The 20503-nt window shown below is 49.9% G+C and carries 17 protein-coding genes; 10 read left to right on the top strand and 7 right to left on the bottom strand.

Features of this window, described 5'->3' with window-relative positions; genetic code table 11:
- Nucleotides 1–35 precede the first annotated feature (35 nt).
- The 4 genes from U0008_RS19455 (at nucleotide 36) to U0008_RS19440 (ending at nucleotide 6358) form a co-directional block, all read left to right on the top strand.
- Entirely contained in the window at nucleotides 36–1496 is a 1461-nt protein-coding gene (locus U0008_RS19455) for a nucleobase:cation symporter-2 family protein (RefSeq protein ID WP_043488890.1), read from the top strand.
- Between the two features lie 37 nt (nucleotides 1497–1533).
- Nucleotides 1534–2850, top strand: a complete 1317-nt coding sequence (gene guaD / locus U0008_RS19450; RefSeq protein WP_043488893.1) for a guanine deaminase — start codon at nucleotides 1534–1536, stop codon at nucleotides 2848–2850.
- Between the two features lie 253 nt (nucleotides 2851–3103).
- Nucleotides 3104–4471 (top strand): NCS2 family permease, encoded by a 1368-nt coding sequence (locus tag U0008_RS19445; RefSeq protein ID WP_025798509.1) that lies wholly within the window; start codon nucleotides 3104–3106, stop codon nucleotides 4469–4471.
- A gap of 237 nt (nucleotides 4472–4708) precedes the next feature.
- Nucleotides 4709–6358 (top strand): Na+/H+ antiporter, encoded by a 1650-nt coding sequence (locus tag U0008_RS19440; protein WP_043488897.1) that lies wholly within the window; start codon nucleotides 4709–4711, stop codon nucleotides 6356–6358.
- A gap of 214 nt (nucleotides 6359–6572) precedes the next feature.
- Here the strand turns inward: U0008_RS19440 and U0008_RS19435 are convergent, their stop codons facing one another.
- Nucleotides 6573–7487, bottom strand: a complete 915-nt coding sequence (locus U0008_RS19435; protein WP_025798504.1) for a LysR family transcriptional regulator — start codon at nucleotides 7485–7487, stop codon at nucleotides 6573–6575.
- Nucleotides 7488–7633: 146 nt separating this feature from the next.
- Here U0008_RS19435 and U0008_RS19430 point away from each other — a divergent pair, with 146 nt between their 5' ends.
- On the top strand, nucleotides 7634–8074 hold the full coding sequence (locus U0008_RS19430) for a CidA/LrgA family protein (protein WP_040045637.1): 441 nt from the start codon (nucleotides 7634–7636) through the stop codon (nucleotides 8072–8074).
- Nucleotides 8071–8763: an LrgB family protein gene (locus tag U0008_RS19425; protein WP_043488906.1), complete on the top strand. Its 693-nt coding sequence runs from the start codon at nucleotides 8071–8073 to the stop codon at nucleotides 8761–8763. The genes U0008_RS19430 and U0008_RS19425 overlap by 4 nt, the downstream gene beginning before the upstream one ends.
- A 106-nt stretch (nucleotides 8764–8869) precedes the next feature.
- Here U0008_RS19425 and U0008_RS19420 read toward each other — a convergent pair whose 3' ends face one another.
- Nucleotides 8870–9205 (bottom strand): DUF2002 family protein, encoded by a 336-nt coding sequence (locus tag U0008_RS19420; RefSeq protein ID WP_043488909.1) that lies wholly within the window; start codon nucleotides 9203–9205, stop codon nucleotides 8870–8872.
- Between the two features lie 225 nt (nucleotides 9206–9430).
- On the opposite strand from U0008_RS19420, the gene agp reads away from it, so the two are divergent.
- The 4 genes from agp to U0008_RS19400 all read left to right on the top strand — a co-directional run bounded on the left by agp (nucleotide 9431) and on the right by U0008_RS19400 (nucleotide 14792).
- Nucleotides 9431–10744 carry a bifunctional glucose-1-phosphatase/inositol phosphatase gene (agp, locus tag U0008_RS19415; protein WP_043488911.1) on the top strand — a complete coding sequence of 438 codons (1314 nt, stop codon included), beginning with the start codon at nucleotides 9431–9433 and terminating at the stop codon, nucleotides 10742–10744.
- Nucleotides 10745–10889: 145 nt separating this feature from the next.
- On the top strand, nucleotides 10890–11621 hold the full coding sequence (locus U0008_RS19410) for a MurR/RpiR family transcriptional regulator (protein WP_025798495.1): 732 nt from the start codon (nucleotides 10890–10892) through the stop codon (nucleotides 11619–11621).
- A gap of 179 nt (nucleotides 11622–11800) precedes the next feature.
- Nucleotides 11801–13318 (top strand): PTS transporter subunit EIIC, encoded by a 1518-nt coding sequence (locus tag U0008_RS19405; protein ID WP_025798493.1) that lies wholly within the window; start codon nucleotides 11801–11803, stop codon nucleotides 13316–13318.
- A gap of 37 nt (nucleotides 13319–13355) precedes the next feature.
- Entirely contained in the window at nucleotides 13356–14792 is a 1437-nt protein-coding gene (locus tag U0008_RS19400; protein ID WP_043488914.1) for a 6-phospho-beta-glucosidase, read from the top strand.
- Nucleotides 14793–14871: 79 nt separating this feature from the next.
- On the opposite strand, the gene U0008_RS19395 is transcribed toward U0008_RS19400, so the two are convergent.
- From U0008_RS19395 to U0008_RS19375, 5 genes are all read right to left on the bottom strand, one after another.
- A complete protein-coding gene (locus U0008_RS19395) occupies nucleotides 14872–15303 on the bottom strand; it encodes a hypothetical protein (RefSeq protein WP_043488917.1) in 432 nt (143 codons plus the stop codon).
- 361 nt (nucleotides 15304–15664) lie between these two features.
- Nucleotides 15665–16438 carry an SDR family NAD(P)-dependent oxidoreductase gene (locus U0008_RS19390; protein ID WP_043488919.1) on the bottom strand — a complete coding sequence of 258 codons (774 nt, stop codon included), beginning with the start codon at nucleotides 16436–16438 and terminating at the stop codon, nucleotides 15665–15667.
- Nucleotides 16439–16453: 15 nt separating this feature from the next.
- Nucleotides 16454–17350, bottom strand: coding sequence for a dihydrodipicolinate synthase family protein (locus U0008_RS19385; RefSeq protein WP_043488920.1), 897 nt, complete (start codon nucleotides 17348–17350; stop codon nucleotides 16454–16456).
- Between the two features lie 6 nt (nucleotides 17351–17356).
- Nucleotides 17357–19066 carry a dihydroxy-acid dehydratase gene (ilvD, locus tag U0008_RS19380; protein ID WP_043488922.1) on the bottom strand — a complete coding sequence of 570 codons (1710 nt, stop codon included), beginning with the start codon at nucleotides 19064–19066 and terminating at the stop codon, nucleotides 17357–17359.
- A gap of 47 nt (nucleotides 19067–19113) precedes the next feature.
- A complete protein-coding gene (locus tag U0008_RS19375) occupies nucleotides 19114–20460 on the bottom strand; it encodes an MFS transporter (RefSeq protein ID WP_043488925.1) in 1347 nt (448 codons plus the stop codon).
- Between the last annotated feature and the right edge of the window lie 43 nt (nucleotides 20461–20503).

Here is a 20503-nt window from a genome sequence, read left to right as displayed (position 1 = left end):
TGAATCAGATATTCAATTTCTCACTGGAGTAGAAAATGTCTGATGTACAGCAAGTTGCAGATAAAACCGTTAAAAATGAGTCCTTATATTCTGGGGATTCAGAGCTTATTTACCATCTTGATGATAAACCGCCGTTGCATGAAATGTTGATCGGCGCTGTGACGCATCTTCTCGCCATTTTCGTCCCCATGGTTGCTCCTGCGCTGATTGTCGGCACTGCACTAGGGCTATCTTCAGAGATCACCGCCTATTTAGTTTCTATGGCGATGATTGCCTCGGGGATTGGTACGTTCATCCAGGTAAATCGATTTGGTCGCGTTGGCTCAGGGTTACTCTCCATTCAGTCGGTCAATTTTTCGTTCGTGACCGTCATGATTGCGCTGGGTGGTTCGATGAAAAAAGACGGGCTCGACGAACAGGCGATTATCTCCGCTCTACTCGGTGTGGCTTTTGTCGGCGCGTTTCTGGTTGTTGCCTCGTCACAGGTTCTTCCTTATCTCAAACGCGTGATCACGCCCACCGTGAGCGGCGTTGTGGTTCTGATGATTGGTCTTAGCCTGATCAAAGTCGGCATTATTGATTTTGGCGGAGGTTTGCCCGCCAAAGGCGATGGCTCCTTTGGCAGCTATCAAAATCTCGGTCTGGGATTTCTGGTGCTGTGCGTGGTGATTGGCTTCAACTGCTGCCAGAACGCGCTGTTGCGGATGGGGGGGATCGCCATTGGCTTAATCGTGGGATATGTCTGTGCGTTATTTATGGGTATTGTTGATTTCTCGCCTCTAAAAGATCTGCCGATTATCACCATTCCTCAGCCGTTTAAATATGGTTTCTCGTTTGATTTTCATGCCTTTTTGGTTGCCGCTACCATCTATCTTTTAAGCATTTTGGAAGCGGTGGGCAGCATCACCGCAACGGCGATTATTTCCGAACGCCCAATCGTGGGTGAGGAATACGACCGACGATTATCCGGTGGTGTGCTGGCAGATGGTTTGGTTTCGGTGATTGCCTGTGCATTGGGCTCCCTGCCGCTGACCACGTTTGCGCAAAACAACGGCGTGATCCAAATGACCGGCGTGGCCTCTCGTCACGTGGGGAAATACATCGCGGCGATATTGGTGATCCTTGGGCTGTTTCCGGTTATTGGGCGTTTCTTTACCACTATCCCCGCGCCTATTTTAGGCGGCGCAATGACACTGATGTTTTCGATGATTGCCCTCGCCGGGATAAAAATCATTCTGTGTGGCGGTATGGATCGGCGTGAAACCCTGATTGTGGCAACTGCGCTGGGGATTGGGCTGGGTGTTTCCTACGATCCGCAAATCTTCCGTGTTCTTCCTGATTCTATTTATGTGCTGTTTGAAAACCCTATCTGTGCGGGTGGCGTAACCGCCATCATTCTTAACCTGCTGATCCCTAGAGTGAATAAGCGTGGTCAAGAAGATGAGTTGGAAGAACTGATTAAGCCCGTGACTGAGAATTTTACTCAAGCGAAGTAGTCGTTCATCACACTGACATGTTTATGGAGAAAACATCATGTCTGGACAACATTCTTTGAAAGCGATACGCGGTAATTTTTTAGATATCGTCAAAACAGTAGAGCAGCCTGAGGAAATTGAATCTCATCTGCGTTTTATTGAAGACGGCTTAATGCTGCTCCGCAGTGGGAAAGTTGAGTGGTTTGGCACATGGCAGGAAGGTAAGCATCTCATTCCAGAAGGTATCCGCGTACGTGACTACAGCGGAAAAATGATCGTGCCCGGTTTTGTGGATACCCATATTCACTATCCGCAAAGCGAAATGGTGGGGGCCTATGGTGAACAGTTGCTGGAATGGCTGAATAAACACACGTTTCCCGCCGAGCGGCGTTACAACGACATTGAATACGCGCGCGAAATGTCAGCTTTCTTTATCAAGCAGCTATTGCGCAACGGCACCACCACGGCGCTGGTATTTGGCACCGTTCACCCCGAATCGGTTGATGCGCTGTTTGAGGCCGCGCATAACATCAATATGCGAATGATTGCGGGCAAAGTGATGATGGATCGCAATGCCCCTGATTATTTGCTCGATACGGCGGAAACCAGCTATAGCCAAAGCAAGGCGCTGATCGAACGCTGGCACCACAATGGGCGTTTGCTCTATGCCATTACGCCGCGCTTTGCCCCAACGTCAACGCCAGAACAGCTGGCAATGGCGCAGCGGCTGCGTGAAGAGTATCCCGACACGTATCTACATACCCATCTTTGTGAAAATAAAGACGAAATTGAGTGGGTTAAAGCTCTGTATCCAGAGCGGAAGGGCTATTTAGACGTTTACCATCACTATGGGTTAACCGGTAAAAATAGCGTTTTTGCGCACTGCGTACATTTAGAAGAGCCCGAGTGGGACTGTTTGCGCGACACCGGCTCGTCGATCGCGTTTTGTCCAACGTCGAATTTGTATCTCGGCAGCGGCTTGTTCAACCTGAGAAAAGCGTGGCATAAGCAGATTAAAGTCGGCATGGGAACGGATATCGGCGCTGGAACCACCTTCAATATGCTGCAAACGCTGAATGAGGCGTACAAAGTGATGCAGCTTCAAGGGTGGCGAATGTCGGCCTATGAAGCGTTTTATCTGGCGACCCTAGGCGGTGCCAAAGCATTAGGGCTTGATGGCATCATCGGTAATTTCAATGTCGGCAAAGAGGCTGACTTTGTGGTTTTAGAGCCAACGGCAACGCCGTTACAGCAGCTCCGTTACGATAACTCTGTGACTCTCATGGACAAATTATTCGTGATGATGACGCTTGGCGATGACCGTTCGATCTACAGAACCTACGTGGATGGACAATTAGTGTACGAACGCACCTAAAATGTCGATATCTTTAGTTGAAATGACGGTTTATAGGCCAGATAATCGTTTGCCTTAAATAACCGTCCCATTTTTATGACTGATGTGCTTGATGGGGTAATCGTTTGCTTTGTGGTTTCGTAGCAAGTTATAGATACCGCAAATGGATATCGCAAAGTTACGGTAATAAGAAAAACGCAGGTTCAGGCGTTAGCAATCTTGAACAACATTATTGTCATCATGCGCAATGTTAAAACACTCAGAGGACATCAATATGTCTAGCAATTCATCTCAAGAAGGGTCAGCGGGTAAATCGGGCGGTTCGCTTGACGCTTACTTTAAAATTTCGGCTCGTGGCAGCAGCGTTCGCCAAGAAGTGTTGGCGGGGGTGACTACTTTTCTTGCCATGGTGTATTCCGTTATCGTTGTGCCGAGCATGTTGGGTAAGGCGGGATTCCCCCCTGGAGCCGTGTTCGTTGCAACGTGTTTAGTGGCGGCTTTTGGTTCCTTGCTAATGGGGCTGTGGGCGAATCTGCCAATGGCCATCGGGTGTGCGATTTCCCTGACGGCGTTTACCGCGTTTAGTTTGGTGCTTGGGCAGCACATCAGTATTCCAGTGGCTTTAGGCGCTGTATTCTTGATGGGCGTTCTGTTTACCCTGATTTCGGTCACGGGGATCCGTTCGTGGATATTACATAACCTGCCGATGGGGATTGCTCACGGAACGGGGATTGGTATTGGGCTATTCCTGCTATTGATTGCCGCAAATGGCGTGGGCTTAGTGATTAAAAACCCACTTGAAGGGCTGCCGGTGGCGCTGGGGGCATTCACTTCTTTCCCTGTGATGATGTCCTTGCTAGGGCTTGCCATTATCTTCGGCTTGGAAAAGCTAAAAGTTCCAGGCGGAATTTTGCTGGTGATCATTGGTATTTCAATCGTCGGGCTGATTTTTGACCCAAGCGTGAAATATCAGGGACTGTTTGCATTGCCAAGCCTGTCTGCAGCCGATGGTTCATCGCTGATCTTTAGCCTCGATATCATGGGGGCATTGCAGCCAGTGGTACTGCCAAGCGTGCTGGCGTTAGTGATGACGGCAGTTTTTGATGCGACCGGTACGATCCGTGCGGTGGCTGGTCAGGCAAACCTGTTGGATAAAGACGGCCAAATCATCAGCGGTGGCAAGGCGTTAACCGCTGACTCCGTAAGCAGCATTGTTTCGAGTTTTGTGGGTGCTTCCCCTGCGGCCGTGTATATCGAATCTGCGGCGGGTACGGCAGCCGGTGGTAAAACCGGACTCACGGCTACCGTTGTTGGCGTGCTGTTCCTGCTGATTTTATTCCTGTCTCCGCTGTCTTATTTGGTTCCGGGATACGCAACGGCACCGGCGCTGATGTATGTTGGCCTGCTGATGCTGAGCAATGTTTCCAAGCTGGATTTCAATGACTTCGTTGATGCGATGTCTGGTTTGGTATGCGCGGTGTTTATCGTTCTGACCTGTAACATCGTGACCGGTATTATGCTGGGCTTCACCACTTTAGTGGTTGGGCGTATCTTCTCCAATGAGTGGCGCAAGCTGAATGTGGGCACGGTAATCATTGCGATTGCCTTGGTGGCATTTTATGCAGGCGGCTGGGCAATTTAAGTTTGCTGCGTGAAAACCGATAACGTTTATAAGAGCGCCTAAGGGCGCTCTTTGTTTTTATGTGATGACCGCTTGCGGTCGCTATCTTCAACAGAAATAATACCATTGGTTACTTTCAGGTAAATCTCAGCCTATTTGCACACTTTTTCCTTTAGGACAAAAATCATAAGGTGATATGTTTGGAAGGGTATTTATAAGCAAAACGCGGTTGTATTTTGTAGTGAGACTAAGGAAAGCATGGAAATCTTCTTTACTATTCTGATCCTGATCCTAGTGGTGTCTTTATCTGGGGTGGTAACGCGTATGTTGCCGTTCCAAATACCGTTGCCGCTGATGCAGATTACTATCGGGGCTCTGCTGGCATGGCCGCATTTTGGCCTGCACGTCGATTTTGACCCTGAACTTTTCCTCGTACTGTTTATCCCTCCGCTGCTGTTTGCTGACGGGTGGAAAACGCCAACGCGAGAATTTTTACACCACGGGCGTGAGATCTTAGGTCTGGCGCTGGTGCTGGTGCTCATCACGGTGGTTGGCGTCGGGTATTTCCTGCACATCCTGTTGCCTGAAGTTCCTTTGGTGGCTGCGTTTGCTCTGGCCGCCGTGCTCTCGCCAACTGACGCCGTGGCGTTAGGTGGGATCGTGGGCAAAGGCCGCATTCCAAAAACCATTATGGGCGTGCTGGAAGGCGAAGCCCTGATGAACGATGCGTCTGGTCTGGTTGCGCTGAAGTTTGCTATCGCCGTTGCGATGGGCACGATGGTGTTCACCGTGGGCGGTGCGACGCTTGAGTTCCTTAAAGTCGCGATTGGTGGTCTGCTCGCCGGTGTTGCCGTGACATGGCTATACAGTAAATCGCTGCGCCTTATGAGCCGCTGGGCGGGCGATGATCCTGCCACGCAAATCGTATTCTTGATGCTGCTGCCGTTTGCCAGCTATCTGATTGCTGAACACGTGGGCGTTTCCGGTATTTTGGCCGCGGTTGCGGCGGGCATGACCATCAGCCAGTCGGGCGTGATTCGTAATGCACCATTGACGATGCGACTGCGCGCTAACAGCGTTTGGGCAATGCTCGAGTTTGTGTTTAACGGCATGGTCTTTATCATGTTGGGGCTGCAACTGCCGGGGATTTTGGAGAGTTCCATTATTCAGGCGGAGCGCGATCCTACCATCCAGACATGGTTCCTGTTCACTGACGTTGCGTTAGTGTACGGCGTGCTGCTGGTATTACGTTTCCTGTGGCTATGGTGCATGCGTCGCTTAAGTTTGCGCTTCATCAAACGTAATCCGCTTCAGTTCGCCAGCTACAGCCTGCGTGACCTGTGGATTGCGTCGTTTGCGGGTGTGCGCGGTGCAATTACCTTAGCCGGTGTGCTCTCTATCCCGCTGTTCTTGACCGATGGCACGCCGTTCCCTGGCCGATATCAGCTTGTGTTTATCGCCACCGGAGTGATTTTGTTCTCGCTTATCGTCGGGGTCGTTGCGCTACCATTGCTGCTGAAAGGCATGGAGGTCAACGATACGAATACCTATCGTGAAGAAGAGTCGATGGCCAAATCGGTGACGGCAGAAGTCGCGATTGAGAGCCTGAAGAAAATGCAGGAACGCTTGGAAGTTGATACCGAGGAAAATATCGATCCTCAGTTGCTGACAGAGGTGAGCTCGCGAGTGATAGGGAGCCTGCGTCGGCGCATTAGCACCAAGGAAAATGCCGAAGAGATGCGTAAGGTGGAAAACCTTGAACGTCGCTTCCGTTTAACCGCGCTACGCGCTGAGCGCGGCGAGCTTTACCATCTGCGTGCCACACAAAAAATCAGCAATGAAACGTTGCAGAAGCTGCTGCACGACCTTGATTTGCTGGAAGCGTTGCTGGTGGAGAAGAGTGGGTAGGGTATTTTAGGTTTACTTCCACTTATCGAAATATAACCCCCTCCCAACCTCCCCCTTCGCAGGGGGAGGAGCCGCTCGAGAATCTTTCAATCAACGCTGAACGGTTCCCTCCCAGCCTCCCCTTCGCAGGGGGAGGAGTTGCTCGAGAATCTTTCGATCAACGCTGAACGATTCCCTCCCCTGCTAAGGGGAGGGTTAGGGTGGGGTCATCTAATTACTTCAACGTTATCCACTCTGGATGCATCTCGCCGTTCGGCCAATATTCGCGGCAGCGCGCGATCCACGCCTGAGCACTGTGCGACAAGTACCTGCCCTCACACCAAATCAAACCTAGCTCCCACATCAGTTTTGGCTCTAATGGCAGCCAAAGTAGGGTCTTTGGATCGAGTCGTTGGCAGATAGGTTCTGGCAAAATCGCGATGCCTACGCCAGCCTGAACCATGGCGGCGAGAAAGTCCCACTGTCCGCTGCGAACCGCAATTTGTGGCGTTACATTATGGGCAGCAAAGGCCTGCATTAGCTGTTTGTAGAGCGCGAAATCTTCGTTGTAGATCAGAATGTTTTGCTCGGCGAGTTCGGGCATAGCAATGCTGGTGCGCGATAGCCACTCTTCGGTGCGAGGCACTAAAACGCATAGCGGGTGGCTGAACAGCGGCAGCGACGCGATGTCGCCGTCGGTATCACCGGAGAGCGCGGTCAGGGCGAGATCGAGTTCACCTGATAATACGGCCTGCTCAACGGTAAGCCCGCCAAACTCGGAGATAATCAGTTCGATTCCCGGATAGTTATGGCGGAATTCATTAATCAATCCGGCCATTTGGGTACCGACCATTGGAGGAATACCTAACTTAAGCTGGCCGCGTTTCACCGTGCTGATATCTTCTAGCTCTGCTCTTAATTGGCTAAATTGATCCAGTATGGCTAGGCCGCGTTGATAAACCGCTTGTCCACTGTCGGTAAGATGTAAACGGCGTCCTTCACGAATGAGCAGCGTACATCCCAGCTCATCTTCTAGATGGCGCAGCATTTTGCTGATGGTTGGCTGGGTAACAAACAGTTTTTCCGCCGCGCGGGTAAAGCTTTGTTGGCGTACCACTTCGACAAAATAGCGCAGCGTTCTGACGTCCATGGTGTCTCCATAAGAGCGTTTTGTTGATGGAATAACAAAGTATGCCAATTTGGCATAAAGGCAATAATATTAATTCATTTTATGCAGGTATTGTTTACTGCCTATACTGTGCGCTCATTCACACTTTTGCTCATTCTGAGGTTATCATGTCTCTGGCGTTGCGCTCTCGCGCACCGTTCGTCCTAAGCCGCTTACAGGTGCCTGTTCAGGTTGCTTTGTATGCCGCACTGTTTTTGGTTGCACAATGGGCTGTGGTTAGATTCCACCTTCCTCTTCCTGCCAATATCGTGGGTATGCTGATGCTGCTGGCGATGATCGTTTTACGCGTTTTGCCTATCAAGTGGGTAAAGGCAGGGTCGCGTTGGTTATTGGCTGAAATGTTGCTGTTTTTTGTTCCTGCCGTGGTCGCGGTAGTGAATTACGCTTCGCTATTAATGGTAGAAGGTTGGCGAATTTTTGCCGTGATTGCGGTGAGTACCACACTTACGCTTGGTTTGACCGCGCTGGTAGTGGATCGGGTTTATCGTTTCGAGATTTATCTACAGCGTAAAAAGCAATCTGCGGCCTATAAGCGAGATCGCGCATGAGCAGTTTAAGTATTAGTGTGCTGTGCCTGTTGATGACGTTAGCGCTCTATTTTGCCAATAAGAAAATATACCGTCGCCTTCACACCATTTGGATGATGCCGCTGGTTTTAACGCCGCTGATCTTGGTGCTGTTTTTAGTGGTAACACATGTTTCCTATCAGGACTACATGGGAGAGAGCCATTGGCTGCTTTGGCTATTGGGCCCAGCCACCATCGCGTTTGCGGTGCCAGTTTATGAAAACATGACGGTCATTCGCCGCCACTGGATGTCATTGAGCGCGGGCGTGATTACGGCAACGGTCGTTGCGGTGAGCAGTTCGGTTTGGTTGGCTCGGTTGTTAACGTTGCCGGAGGAAGTTCAGCGCAGCTTGGCTGTGCGTTCAATCACCACGCCATTTGCGTTGGAAGCGGCTAAACAGCTAGGTGGGCAACCTGATTTAGTGGCGCTGTTTGTGGTGATTACCGGCGTTTTCGGTATGGCGGTTGGCGATATTTTATTCCTACGGTTGGCGGTGCGCAGCGGTATGGCGAAAGGAGCCGGATTAGGGGCTTCGTCGCATGGCGCGGGGACCGCGAAAGCCTATGAAATAGGGCAGACCGAAGGCGTGGTTTCAAGTTTAGTTATGATGTTAGCGGGGGTAGTGACCGTGGTTCTAGCCCCGCTGATCGGCCATGTGATGTGGTCATGAATTTTAATAATAAGCCTGTATAAAACAGCGCTATAGCTGCAAGAGTTTGCCTCTGCCTAGCACCCGCACGGCAGAGGTTTTTTTTGCCCCATTTTCAGCGCTGTCGCTATTGGAACATTTTTTCCAAATACTGGCTGAGGCGCGCGCGCGAGGTAAAACCATGTGGAATACCAACGAACGCGGTCTCTACGGCATGGGGATCCTGAGGGAAACGCGTATAGGCCACGCTGCTACGTAGTGGTTCGGCGGGGTGCGCAAATTTAAGACTTTTCTGTCCGAGCGCTGGGTGGATTACCAGCGCAGTTCGGCCCATTCTGGCCTCACGGTTAACATAGACGTAGTGATCGCCTTTGTGAAAACCATAGGCTTTATCGGTCACGTAATCTCTAATAAACCCAGTTCGTTCAAGTACCTGTGCGACTTCGTCAGGGCGTAAATACATGCTGACTCTCCCATTGTTCTCTCTTATAGGCACAGACCATAGCGGATTGAAAATGTGGGACAACCGGACTTTTCTGGAAGAGAGATCCTGCATGGCGCTCTGCGCAATGAGCATGATTAGCCCTGTTATGTGAAGCGTGACAAGAACATCACGGAGATACCTATCTACACTAAGTCCTGTTAATTCCATTCGGTAACCCTTCAATTTGTATAAGGAAACGAGCAAATGAAAAAAATAACTAAGGGCTTTTTCTCACTGAGCGCATTGGCGTTATTCATTCCGCTGGCGGCTCAGTCTGCGGATGTTTCTCCCGCCGCGCCTGAGGGTTACCAGCTAGAGCAAGTTCTCATTTTTAGCCGTCATGGTATTCGTGCACCGCTGGTGGGATATGGCGATATCTTGGCAGAATCGACGCCACACCAATGGCCAGTATGGAAAACGGAAGGGGGATTGCTGACGCCGAAAGGGGCTGAAGTAGAAACACTCTTTGGTAAATATATGCGCGATTGGCTTGCCCAAACCGGCATTTTGCCTGCGGGGGGTTGCCCAACCGACGGTGCCGTATTTGTTTATGCGAATAGCCTACCTCGCACCATTGATACCGCGAAAAGCTTTGTCAGCGGCGCATTTCCCGAGTGTTCACTCAAGGTGAATCATCAGGCCAAAATTGGCACCATGGACCCAACGTTTAACCCGATAATTACCGCGAAAGTCACTGATGAGTTCAAACAAAAAGCCATCGAGTCGATTAACCAACATGCGGGACAGGGGGGGATTGACGGTCTTAACGAGCGCTTGAAACCTAACTATGCGGTACTTCAGCAGGTGATGGACTACGGGCAATCGAAAGTTTGTACCGAGAAAAAAACCTGCTCTTTGGCGGAACAGCCAAATACGGTCAATATCGTTCAGGACAAAGAACCTGGGATTACGGGGCCGCTACGCGTAGGAACCGGCGCATCTGATGGGTTTATGCTGCAGTATTACGAAGGATATCCGCTGAAAGAGGTGGCTTGGGGACAAATCACCGATGAAAAACAGTGGCAGCAATTGGAAGAGATAAAGAATCTTTATCATGAAACCCTGTTTGGCTCGTCGGCAGTCGCCCAAAATGCGGCGGCACCTTTGATGCGTTTTGTCAGCGCAGCGCTGGTGGGAACGCCAGATAACAACGCGCTTGCGGCAGACGCTCATAAAGCGAAGGTTGCGGTGCTGGTGGGGCATGATTCCAACATTGCGTCTTTATTAGCAGCCATGAAAACGGCCGAATATGAACTGCCTAAGCAATATGAGAAAACCCCAATCAGCGGGAAAATTGTTTTCCAACGTTGGCATGATAAAAACGACAATCGTGATTTGATGAAGATTGAATACGTATATCAGTCAACCGATCAAATCCGCAATGCTACGCCGTTATCATTGTCATCACCGGCTCAGCGTGTGGTTTTACAAATCGATGGTTGTAAAATTGATGCCAACGGTTTCTGCCCAATGGATGATTTTAAAACCGCGATAGCGAAAGACATTCAAGGAGAGTAAAGATAATCTGCCTGAGCACGCGCATATTTTTTGTGCTCAGGCATAAAGCTTGTTTAGGGGGGCTTCGCCTCTGAGGTCTGAGATACTTTGTCATCGCTATGATGTTCTGATACTTTGTCACGATAACTTGTTACTGGATACTCGCATGTTTACCCATATCGCCTTATCGACGCTGAATGGCTTGGAATTGATGGTATATAACTATGTCATCAAAAATAAAGATAAGGTGATGTATATGACTATCCGCGAGTTGGCGGATGAAGCGGATGTCTCCACCACCACCATATTACGCTTTTGCAAAAAAATGAATTGCAGTGGCTATTCTGAATTTCGTATTCGTTTTAAACTTTATCTTGAGCAAGAAGAGAAATTATTATTGACCTCCGGAGCGAGTGAAATAATGAGCTTCTTTAAAAGTATTCATAATGATGAGTTTGAAGAACTTATTACGCGCACGGCGGAACAAATTGCTGAGGCGGAAAGAATAATATTTGTTGGTGCTGGTACGTCCGGCACGCTAGGGAAATACGGTGCACGTTTTTTCTCTAACGTAGGCAAGTTTAGTAATTATATTGATGATCCCTATTATCCTATTAGTACGGATATGTATAAAAACGCGATTGCGATTATTTTATCCGTTTCTGGTGAAACTCCAGAGATATTAAAACTGGCGAGCCAGTTTAGCCTACATCACTGTAAAATCATCAGCATTACCAACAGTGAAACCTCCTCTTTAGCCCGCATGGCAGACTTCAATCTTTCCTATCACATGCCACAAATCCTGATTGCCAGTGAATATAATATCACCACTCAGGTTCCGGTTATTTATATGCTAGAGGCAATAGGAAAGAAATTAGCAAAGAATATTTCTAGTTAATAATTGAGACATTGATCTGATAAAAAACAGCGTGTTTCTTTGACGTAACAAATCACATTTGCGTTTTTTTGTTATATCGTGACATTAATTAATTCTTTGCTACTATCCAAATTATAAATCATAAATATTCCCCTCCGTTTATTAAAAGGGGGTTCTGTTCCTACAGAAGGACTCATTCTATGGCAATTAATTATGCGGACTCGGCCAAGGAAATTGTAAAATTAATTGGTAGCGATAATAATGTGATTAATGTCACACATTGTGCAACGCGTCTACGATTTGTATTAAAAGATAATTCGCAGGTAGATAAAGAAACCCTTAAGCGTGTTAAAGGCGTTATTACGGTTATTGAGTCTAGCGGGCAATTACAGGTGGTGATTGGGAACCATGTGGGTGATGCCTATCGAGAAGTGCTAAAGCTGATTCAGGTGGATGAAAATGCCGCCGTCAGCGCACCTAACGTCGGCATTGTTAGCCGTCTGATGGATATCATTTCCAGTATTTTTGCGCCTTTCCTCTACCCGCTGGCGGCATGTGGTGTTTTGCAGGGGCTGATTTCGCTGTTTGCCGTTTTAGGCTGGATGGATCCTGCCAGCGGAACGTACCGTATCTTGAACTTCGTTTCATGGACCGGCTTTACTTTCCTGCCGGTGATGGTGGCTTACACCGCTGCGAAGAAATTTAACGTTAATCCATTTACTGCCGTGATTGCCGCCTGTGCGCTGGTTTGCCCTGACTACATGAGCATGCTGACAGCCAACAAGATCCTGCTGGTCAACTCAGCCGATCCGGCGATGCAGGAGCTGATGAAAGAAGCGGTAAATAATCCACAGATCGCCCGTGTGCTAACGGAAGTTGTGGGGATCCCGCTTAGCGCAGATCCACTGACGTTTTTAGGTATGCCTGTGGAGTATTTGAGCTACACCTCGGCGGTTATTCCGATCATTTTGATGGTGTGGATGATGTCGTATGTGCAGCGTTTCTTTGAACGAATTCTGCCGCTGGTGATCCGCAATCTGTTCACGCCGATGTTCTGTCTGGCGATTATTGTTCCTCTGACTCTGCTGGTATTTGGCCCGATTGGCAACATGATTGGCGGTGCCATCGGCGGGGTTTACAACACGCTTTATCACCTTAGTCCTGCGGTAGCTGGTTTTGTGGTTGGCGCGCTGTGGACACCGTTAGTTACCTTGGGCGTGCATTGGGGGATTACTCCTGTCACCGTCGGCAACTACGCGACTTTGGGCTACGACACCTTTACTGGCCTGCAAGCCTCCGCCGTGTTTGCCATGGCGGGCGCAGTTCTGGGCGTTTACCTGAAATCTAAAGATGCCGAGATGAAGCGCGTTGCGCTATCTGCGGGGATGACGGGTCTGTTCGGGATTACTGAACCTGCAATTTATGGCGTGGCATTACGCTTAAAACGTCCGATGGTCTGTGCCTGCATGGCGGGTGCGGTCGGCGGTGCCATTGCCGGCTCCTTCAATGCGGTATCGTGGAGTTACTGTATCCCTGGGATTGCGGTGCTGCCGGTGTTCTTCAAAGAAGGGCATCTGCCTCAGTTCCTTGGTTTCGTCCTGTCGATAAGCGTGGCCTTTGTCCTCGGTGCCGTATTCACCTGGTTTGCCGGATTTAAAGAAGAAATTCCAGCAGCAGTGACAGATACCAAAGCAGCGGCGCAGCCTGAAGTCGCTTGATTACGTAACAAAATTCATTAAAGAAGAGAGTAACAGCATGAAACAACAACGGTTACCGGATGATTTTCTGTGGGGCGGCGCGGTCGCGGCTCATCAGGTTGAAGGCGGCTGGGATCAGGGCGGCAAAGGGCCAAGCATCGTTGATGTCTTATCCAGCGGATCGCATGGCGTCGATCGCGTGATCACCGACGGTATCCAAGACGGTTATCTTTATGCCAACCACGACGCGGTCGATTTTTATCATCGCTACAAAGGTGATATCGCGCTGTTTGCTGAGATGGGCTTTAAATGTTTTCGCACCTCGATTGCGTGGTCGCGCATCTTCCCGAATGGGGATGAAGTAGAACCGAATGAAGCGGGGCTACAGTTTTACGATGAGATGTTCGATGAGCTGTTGAAATACGGCATTGAGCCGGTGATTACGCTGTCGCATTTCGAAATGCCGTGGCATTTGGTGAAAGAGTACGGCGGTTGGAAAAATCGTAAAGTCGTTGATTTCTTTGTTCACTTTAGCGAAGTGGTTATTAAACGTTACCAGCATAAAGTGAAATACTGGATGACGTTCAACGAGATCAACAACCAGCGTAACTGGAAAACACCGCTGTTTGGTTATTGCTGTTCAGGGGTGATTTACACCAATGAGCCTAACCCTGAAGAGTGCATGTATCAGGTACTGCATCACCAGTTCGTTGCCAGCGCACAGGTGGTGAAATTAGGGCACGATATTAATCCTGCGCTACAAATCGGCTGCATGATTGCAATGGTGCCGCTCTATCCGTACTCCTGCCATCCCGATGATGTGATGTATGCGCAGGAAGCGATGCGTGAGCGTTTCCTGTTTGGCGATGTGCATATGCGTGGTTATTACCCTTCATACATTCTTAAAGAGTGGGAGCGCAAAGGGTATCACATTGAAATGCAACCGGATGATAAGCAGATTTTGTTAGACGGATGTGCGGATTATATCGGCCTGAGCTACTACATGAGTAATGCGGTGCAGGCGAACTCGGCGGGAACAGGTACGGCGCTGGCCGGCTTTGAGGGATCGGTGCCGAACCCGCATGTGAAAGCGTCAGAATGGGGATGGCAGATCGACCCCGTAGGCCTGCGTTATACGCTGAACATATTGTATGAGCGTTATCAGAAACCGCTGTTTATCGTTGAAAACGGCTTTGGCGCGGTCGACAAAGCCGGCGCCGATGGGCAAATTCACGATGATTACCGCATCGCGTATTTAAAATCCCACATTGAGCAGATGAAAAAAGCGGTGATCGATGACGGCGTTGAGCTTATGGGATATACCCCGTGGGGCTGCATCGATTGCGTTTCTTTCACAACCGGTCAATACAGTAAGCGCTATGGCTTTATCTATGTTGATAAACATGATGATGGCACTGGCACGCAGGAGCGGTCGAAAAAACAGAGTTTCGATTGGTATAAGCAAGTGATTGAGAGCAATGGTGAGAAGTTGTAGCAGTTTGATTTAAATAAAAAAACAAAAAAGCCATCAGCTATTTGCAGATGGCTTTTTTACGTCTTCAAATTAGACGATTTTATTTTTTGCTTAATGAATTGAAGATGGTGAACTGCTTACAAATATAGGTTTGGCCAGCCATCGTCAGATTGTATAAGTCATTGCCCGGTGTGCCAGGATGGCCCATTTTGATGCCGAAATTGATGGTGGTATTCGATGGATCTGGCGTGAACTGTTTGGTTTTCTCATCGTAATTAGACAGCACATACTGCACTTTCTCGCTCTCGTCGTCAGTACGATTCCCGTAATAAATCTGCGATGCCTTGCTGATAGGATCGGTGATTTGCAACACCATCACATTCTCGTTACTGATGGCGCTGGAGAGCACTTTGAACCCGCCGCAGGTGGTATAGCCTACCGCATGATAGTTGCCGATCATCGGCTGTGCTGGCGCTGCGGCCAAGCTGGCGAACGGTGAGAGAACGAATAAGGCTAACAGTGTTTTCTTCATGAAATTGTTCTCAATGGTTAAAAATTAAACTATTCAGCGTGTTAAGCTAATTCGCTTTTATTTGGTCAGTAGCTTGGACAACAGATTCTATAAAACCTTCGATATCTGTCCAATTTGCACTGCAAGAATTTATGTCTAGAGGTAGGTCGTTGGGAAGCTTTTCTCGCGACTTTGAAGGTAAAGATATATAAATTATTTTTAATTCAAAGAGATGCAGAAATGAGCGTTGTTATCTGGATGCTTCAAATTGAAAATCTCAGCAACACTTTTTAGGAATCAATGACTTTCAATGTTGTGCTCTGTAGCAAAAAAGCGCCTACCGATTAAGGTAGTGCGCCTTTTTTATTGGATGATCAGTTAATCAGTCTTGCATCAGAGCGCTACGTCCACCGTCCATCACGATGGTGGTGCCCGCGATAAACCCAGCCGCTGGGCTGGATAAGAACAGGCAAAGTTCGCCCACTTCTTCAGATGTCCCAATACGGCCAACGGGATGTTTGGCGATAGTTTCCTGCCGCGCCTTTTCTCCGTCACCCTGTGAGTCAAACCAAACCTGATTTCCTGCAGTATCAATAAAGCCAGGTGCAATTCCCACGCTGCGAATAGCCGAGCCCCATTCAATGGTGAGGCTTTGTACCAGTGAGAGCAACGCACGCTTGGTGATATTGTAAGGCGCGCAGCCTGGCATGGTTGAAAAAGCGTGGTTTGAGGTCATCACCAAAATAACGCCCCGTGATTTCTCTAACATCCCACGGCAGCATTTCGCCATGTACCAATGTGAGCGCAGGTTAAGATCGAGATTGTGGTGCCAATCTTCCAGCTCGCAATCAATACCTTTAAAGACGTTTTTACCTGCGTTGGAAACCAGTACGTCAAGACGGCCAAAGCGTTGTTCAACGGCGGCAACAAATTCACTGATGCTTTCGGTGCGGGTGATATCGACCGAGTAGTAGCAAAAATGTTCGGGGTAGTGATCTAACAGCGTTTTGGCATGGGGCGCTTTTTCCAATGGGGAAAAAGCGCAGCCAATAACGATGTCACCGTTTTTCAAAAATGTTTGCGCGATAGCGTGGCCGATGCCTTGGCTGGCTCCGGTCACGATGACTACGCGCGGCTGCTGGGCTGATGTAGACATAAATACTCCGTCAGTTTAAAGAGCAAATGTTGAAATGAAACTGTCGATCATCAGACGATCTTGCGCTGTCAGTGACCAGCCAGGGTGACGGCAGTAATCGCTGGCGATGATCCCTCGGCGTTGTAGGATCGTTTTCTCCACTTGAATGATGTATTCGCAGTGTGTCATCCAGCGCTGGATCCACGGCAGTAGCTGCTGATGTAATTCCTGTGCAGCGCCTTTTTCTCCTTGTTGCCAGTGCTGATAAATCTGCACGTAAACCTCGCTGAAGGAACAACCCGGCATCACGCCTTTGCCTCCTGCCTCAAGCATTTGCAGCATATAAAGCCCTGCATAACCGTTGAGGACGCTGGCCTGAGGCGCTTGTTGTAAAAATTCACGGGTGTAATCTACTGGTGGATTACATTCAATTTTAAACACCGCGTGTGGATAGCGAGTCGCGACCTCGGCCAGCTGTGCAGGGGTGATAGCCAGCCCGGTTTCACCCGGCGCGTATTGCACCATAACCGGAATATCGACCGCTTCTAGCACCGAGAAAATATGATGTGAAATCGCCTCTGGGCTTGGTTGTAGAAAGAATGGCGGCAATAGCATGAGTGCGTCGGCACCACGCTTTTGATAATCGCGAGCGCGCTTTACGGCAACCTCTGTGCTGTGATCGGTGACGGAAATGGCGCGAAAAACGCCGCTGCCGCGAAGGTCGGACAAAAACTGATTGGAGAGCTGGAGGCGTTCAGCATCCTCCAACTTAGGAAATTCACTGGCGATGCCAAATAGGGTTAATCCCTGAATACCGGTTGCCGCCAGATGTTCCAACATACGGCTAAAGCTTGAGTAATCTAGTTCGCCCTGCGGTGTGAACGGCATGGCTGCAATTGGGTTTACGCCACGGATATCTGTTGATTGGTACATGATGGCTTACTCCTCATCTCGGTCTGCAAGCACGGCGCCTTGTGCCGCAGGTAGCGCCCAGCGGCGGTATAAACGTAGGAATCCGCGTGGCACCTGTTTTTCAATCGGCGCCCAATGCTGGCGGCGCTTTGCCAACGTGGCTTGGTCAACGTTCAACATGAGTTCGCGGGTCGGAATATTGATGGTGATGAGATCACCATTTTCGACCAGCGCCAGATCGCCACCGTCACTGGCTTCAGGTGAAATATGGCCAACAAACAGCCCTCGGTTGGAGCCGGAGAAGCGACCATCGGTGATCAGCGCGCAGCTATCAGAAAGCCCCATGCCTTCTAGATACTTCATAGGCTTATACATTTCGGGCATACCCGGCCCCCCCTTTGGCCCTTCATAGCGCAGAACCAGCACGCTTCCGGGGGCGATCTCTCCGGAAAGAATGGCATCAACCGATTCTTGTTCGCTGTTGAACACGACCGCAGGGCCAGTGAAAGTCATCAGGTGTTCAGGCACGGCGGCCGGTTTTACGACGCAGCCGAGCGGCGATAGGTTGCCGTGTAAGACCGCAACCCCGGCTTCATTGCGTACCGGAATAGCCAATGTGTGGATGACTTCAGGACGATGGCTGACTGGAACCTGAGCCAGCCATTCGCCTTTGGTTTGCCCATTGACGGTGAGTGCGTTGAGATCCATCAGCGACGCGATCTCTTTTTCAACCGCCGCCACGCCGCCCGCTTCCCAGAAATCGATCATGTCGTATTCTGATGCTGGGTAGAGCGACGCAACGAGCGGAACCTGATGGCTTAACTTATCGAAGTCTGACAACGGTAGATGACCGTATTCCCCTTCGTAGTGAATCGCTTGTAAATGCAGGATCGCGTTAGTTGAACCGCCGGTTGCCAGCAGATAAATCATGGCGTTGCGGATTGACTGTGGGGTGATAATTTGCCGTGCGTTGACGCCGCGTTTGACTAAGTCAACGGCGGCTTGGCCGGTGCGGTAGGCGCATTCGCGACGCGCATGAGATATGGCAGGAAGCATAGCGCTGCCAGGCAAGCTCATGCCTAACACCTCTGAGATACTGCACATCGTATTGGCCGTGCCATACATGGTGCAGGAACCGGGGCCGGGTTCAGCGATATCTTCGATATGTCGGAACTCTGCTTCGTCGATTTCGCCGCGTTTTTTCCAGCCAATGGCTTCGGTAACGATATTACCGTCCCAATGTTTGCCGTGATATTCCGCTGGATACATTGGGCCACCGTTAACCAGAATAGCCGGAATATCCAGACGTGCTGCGGCCATGAGCATGGCGGGGACAATTTTGTCACAGGAGCCGAGCAGCACCATGCCGTCAAAACGGTGGGCGCGCATCATGACTTCGATGGAGCTGGTAATCACTTCGCGGGCAGCAAGAATGTAGCGCATGCCCAAATGCCCTTCGGCGATACCGTCGCAGGGCGCAATAGTGCCAAAGACCATGCCAACACCGCCGGCCTCATCAATTCCTTTCAACACTTCGGCGGTAAGATCATTGAGGTCCGCATGACCAGCCGTAGCGTTGGTATAGCTGTTTACGACCGCAATGACCGGACGACGTAGCTGCTCATCCGTATGCCCCATTGATTTGTATAGCGCACGCTTAAGCGCGCCGTCGTCGCCGCTTAATACTGGGTTAAAATGACCATCACCACAGGTGCCACAGCTTTTACATCCACTCATAAACAGCCTCTTTTCAATAACGATACAACGCCTACCGTGCTTTGCATTCAGGATCTGCCTGCATCACGGCGGGGATTAACCAGCTTGGCTGGTAACAAAAACATCAGGGGGGCGCACAGCAATAAAAATGCGGCGAGGATATACAGCCCGGCATTGGTGCTGCCGGTGTTGTCTTTGAGCCAGCCAAGAACCGTAGGGCCAAAGAACCCGGCTAGGTTACCGATCGAATTGACTAACGCGATGCCTGCCGCAGCGGCTGTGCCAGACAGCAACGTACCGGGAAGGCTGATATAGGTTGGGATCAGCGCCAACGTGCCGGACATCGCCAGACATATCCACGCCATCATCCATACGGTTGAGCCGCTGCAATATGCGCTGAGCGTGAGCCCCACCGCGCCCAGCACCGCAGGAATGGCAATGTGCCAGCGGCGTTCGCAGTGCAGATCGGAGTGACGGCTGTTCCACACCATGAAAATGGCGCCGAAAACATAAGGTAGCGCGGCGAGTAAGCCGATATGGAAATCGTCACTCACGCCAGAACTTTTAATGATCGAAGGAAGCCAGAAGTTGATGCCGTAGTAGCCAATATTGAAGCTGAAAAAGATCAGCGCCAGCAGCCAAACATAGCCATTACGAAACATCATTTTTAGGCTTTGCGGTGGTTTGCCTGCATTCGCTTTCAGGCCGCGTTGACGGTCGATTTCAAGGTCGTCGCTGACGACCTGCTTTTCCTCATCGCTAAGCCAACGGGCTGATTTCACGTCGTTGTCGAGATAACGTAATACCACGAATGCCAGCAAGAACGAGGGGATCGCTTCGACCACAAACAACCATTGCCAGTTATGTAGGCCTTCAACGCCTTCAAACGCTTTTAGAATAAAACCAGACAGCGGGCTGCCAATGATGGTGGATAGCGGTGTGACGAGAATAAACAGCCCTAGCGTGCGAGCCGATCGCCACGATGGAAACCACAGCGTGAGATAAAACACGATGCCGGGGAAGAATCCCGCTTCTGCCACACCGAGTAGGAAGCGAAGCACGTAGAACTGAGTGGGTGTTTTTACGAAGATCATCAACGCAGAGAGAGCGGCCCAACTGATCATGATCCGCGCGATCCAAAAGCGCGGGCCAAAACGCTGCATCAGCAGATTACTCGGTAGCTCAAACAGAAAGTAGCCGATAAAGAAGATCCCCGCGCCAACGCCGTATACGGTATCGCTGAAGCTGAGTGCATCCTGCATATGCAGTTTGGCAAAGCCGACGTTCACGCGATCCAAATAGGCGAAGAAGTAGCACAGGATCAAGAAGGGAATGAGGCGGCGGGTAATTTTGTTATATACCGCGGCGATCCTTTTTTCATTTTCAGAGGTATTACTGATGTCCAAAGCTGTCATGGGTGACCTCGACGAAACAAAAATAATCGTGAATTAAAAAATA

Origin of the sequence: Hafnia alvei (assembly GCF_034424155.1) — a bacterium.
GTDB lineage: Bacteria > Pseudomonadota > Gammaproteobacteria > Enterobacterales > Enterobacteriaceae > Hafnia > Hafnia alvei.
The sequence above is the reverse complement of the archived record's forward strand: the minus strand, read 5'-3'. Positions and strand labels throughout refer to the sequence as shown.